Raw genomic sequence first — 1,083 nt, forward strand, 5'->3', positions numbered from 1 at the left:
AACTCCTTATATTGTTTACGGTCAGCAGTTTAATAGTCGGGATAAAAAAAGTGGAGACAGTTTCTTACTCGGATTGAGATATGACCTAGATTACAACGTTTCCCTGAACGCAGAATGGCAAAGGTTCAACGCCTACAATAATAGCTCTGGCGCGTTTTCATCAGCCCCAAAGGATGACAGTGCGAGCCTTTATACGCTAATGCTCAACTTCGTTTTTTAATGTTTCTTACAGTACCAATTTCCACAACGCTAGAGGCTGTTGCATTAAGAAGGCTTTTTGCAACACGTAACTAAACGCTAAACGACTGGAAGGGATAGAATCGTTCAGATAGGTAAGTGGCAATCCAAACAGAGACAAAGGTTACTCTATTTCGGTTTGTTTTGATTGCCTTTTAACCGCTTTTCTTTGCGTCGCAGTGCCCGGAAAAACTTTGACTCTTCGTGGTACCAACCAAGGACACTAATTGGAAAGCCCACGAGCATCATAATAAAAACATCCGCAGGGAGTTGTTCCCAAATGTCGCTTAAAGAATGCAGCTCTCCAAAAATGAACAAACCGATGACTTTACCAAGCAGTAATGCACAACAAATCATAAAGAAGGACTTTAATATATAGTGCCATTTGCCTTTTTTACGCTCTTCTCTCCAATAGGCATATTTATATTGTCGGTCGTACATTCATCCCCCTAAAGTAAACTTGCCGTAAGTTTAAGTATCTCGATAGCGTAAAGTGCGTTTGCACCTCTTTAATCATAGTGCGTATCTAAAGTGAATGCTTGTCGTGGCAATAAGAAGGAGAGGTATTCTGTAGTAAGAGCTACATAATCTCTGAACGTTATATGTCTTGTGTCATTCGGATGATGCCTGATTTTGCTTATCGCTAGTGTTTTCTGAACACCCAAATCGGGCCGATGAGTAGAAACTGTAAATCCTCAAAAAACGACGGTTTTTTACCTTCAATCTTGTGACCGATAAATTGCAATATCCACAATACACCAAACAAGAGCATAGAAATATGCAGAACGGGCAACATCAATACCTCTAGAGACCAAATAAGGCCAATGCACGCTAATGTGTAGCCGA

At 40.5% G+C, this 1,083-nt stretch carries 2 protein-coding genes and 1 pseudogene; 1 reads left to right on the forward strand and 2 read right to left on the reverse strand.

Going from position 1 to position 1,083, the window contains the following annotated elements; genetic code table 11:
- Nucleotides 1–220, forward strand: a pseudogene (locus IQR33_RS34465) (sulfate ABC transporter permease); the annotation flags it as partial.
- 146 nt (nucleotides 221–366) lie between these two features.
- On the opposite strand, the gene IQR33_RS26410 reads toward IQR33_RS34465, so the two are convergent.
- Nucleotides 367–678 (reverse strand): hypothetical protein, encoded by a 312-nt coding sequence (locus IQR33_RS26410; protein WP_005377799.1) that lies wholly within the window; start codon nucleotides 676–678, stop codon nucleotides 367–369.
- 202 nt (nucleotides 679–880) lie between these two features.
- Nucleotides 881–1,083, reverse strand: a 203-nt coding sequence (locus IQR33_RS26415) for an Mpo1-like protein (protein WP_193844198.1), incomplete at its 5' end; no start/stop codon positions are given.

It is taken from the genome of Vibrio sp. OPT46 (assembly GCF_015163535.1).
GTDB lineage: Bacteria > Pseudomonadota > Gammaproteobacteria > Enterobacterales > Vibrionaceae > Vibrio > Vibrio alginolyticus.